This is a genomic window from Streptomyces adustus (assembly GCF_009377175.1).
In the GTDB taxonomy this organism is placed as follows: domain Bacteria; phylum Actinomycetota; class Actinomycetes; order Streptomycetales; family Streptomycetaceae; genus Streptomyces; species Streptomyces adustus.
Map to the genome: position 1 here is coordinate 1 of NZ_VJZD01000511.1, position 2,133 is coordinate 2,133.

1 protein-coding gene is annotated in these 2,133 nt (G+C 69.2%); it reads left to right on the forward strand.

Annotated features, from left to right (window positions below; translation table 11 throughout):
* Nucleotides 1-2,133 (forward strand): transglycosylase domain-containing protein (locus FNH09_RS46185; protein ID WP_238427494.1); only part of this gene is annotated, 2,133 nt, incomplete at both ends.

Below are 2,133 nucleotides of genomic sequence, written 5' to 3' on the forward strand. Positions count from 1 at the left end.
GGGCCGCCGCCGCGAGCGGGGCGGCCCACGCACCCCGGACGGCACCGGCGCAGGGATATGCGCAGGCCGCCTACGCGCCCCAGGACCCCCGCACCGCCCAGGCCGTCCACACCGCCGAACCCGACCGGGCCGACGCGCCCGCGAACGGCGGGAAGAAGCCCAAGCGCCCCAAGCGCACCGGCTGGCGCCGGATCTTCCCGACCTGGCGCATGGTGCTGAGCACCCTCGTCATCGGCGTCCTGCTGCTGATCGGCCTGTTCTTCCTCGGCTACTCCATGGTCAAGATCCCGCCGGCCAACGCGCTCGCCACCAAGCAGAGCAACGTCTACCTCTACGCCGACGGCGCCGAGATCGCCCGGGACGGCGAGATCAACCGCGAGAACGTCACCCTCGCCCAGGTCTCCAAGGACGCCCAGCACGCCGTGCTCGCCGCCGAGGACCGCGACTTCTACACCGAGTCCGCGATCGACCCCAAGGCGATGCTCCGGGCGGGCTGGAACACCGCCACCGGCAAGGGCAAGCAGTCCGGCTCCACGATCACCCAGCAGTACGTCAAGAACTACTACCTCGCGCAGGAGCAGACCGCCAAGCGCAAGGTGAAGGAGTTCTTCATCTCCATCAAGCTCGACCGTACGGAGAGCAAGGACAAGATCCTCGAGGGCTACCTCAACACCAGCTACTTCGGCCGCAACGCCTACGGCATCCAGGCCGCCTCCAGGGCCTACTACGGCATCGACGCCGTGGACCTCGACCCCGCCAAGGGCGCCTACCTCGCCGCACTGGTCAACGCGCCCAGCGAGTACGACGTCATCGCGCACCCCGAGAACAAGGCGGCCGCCCAGGCCCGCTGGAACTACGTCCTCGACGGCATGGTCACCAAGGGCTGGCTCAGCGCCTCCGAACGCGCGGGCATGAAGTTCCCGACGCCGAAGGAGAACAGCGCCGCCTCCACAGGCATGTCCGGACAGCGCGGCTACATCGTCGACGCGATCAAGGAATACCTCAAGGACAACAAGATCGTCACCGCGGACGAGCTGGAGGCGGGCGGCTACCGCGTCACCACCACGCTCCAGAAGTCCAAGCAGGACGCCCTCGTCGACGCCGTCAACGACAAGCTCATGTCCAAGCTGGACAAGAAGGGCCGCAAGGTCGACAACTCCGTCCGCGCGGGCGGCGCCGCCGTCGACCCCAAGACCGGCAAGGTCGTCGCGATGTACGGCGGCATCGACTACATCAAGCAGTACACGAACAACGCCACCCGCGGTGACTTCCAGGTCGGCTCCACCTTCAAGCCGTTCGTGTTCACCTCGGCCGTCCAGAACCAGTCGACGACCCAGGACGGCCGCGCCATCACCCCGAACACCTACTACGACGGCACCAACAAGCGGCCCGTCCAGGGTTGGAACGGCGGCTCCTACGCGCCGGCCAACGAGGACGACGTCTCCTACGGCAACATCACCGTGGGCACCGCCACCGACAAGTCCGTCAACTCCGTGTACGCGCAGATGGCCGTCGACGTCGGCCCCCAGAAGGTCAAGGACACCGCGGTCGCCCTCGGCATCCCCGCCGCCACCAAGGACCTCAACCCCTACCCGTCCATCGCGCTGGGCACCGCCACCGCCAGCGTCCTCGACATGGCCGAGGCCTACGCGACCCTCGCCAACCACGGCAAGGCCGGCGCGTACACGATGATCGACAAGGTCACCAAGGACGGCCGGAGCATCATGGACACGCCCGAGGCGAAGACCCGCCGGGCCGTCACCCGCGAGGCCGCCGACACCACCACCTACGTCCTGCGCAGCGTCGTCCAGAACGGCACCGCCACCGCCGCCCAGGCGGCCGGCCGCCCCGCCGCCGGCAAGACCGGCACCGCCGAGAACGACACGGCCGCCTGGTTCGCCGGATACACCCCGGAACTGGCCACCGTCATCTCCGTCATGGGCCAGGACCCGGTCACCGCCGCCCACACCCCGCTCTACGGCGCGATGGGCCTCGCGCGCGTCAACGGCGGCGGCGCCCCCACCGAGATCTGGGCGCAGTTCACCAAGAACGCCCTCAAGGGCAAGCCGGTGACCGACTTCGACCTCCAGCTCCAGGAGGGCGCCGACCAGCCCGCGCCCCCGCTCCCCGACC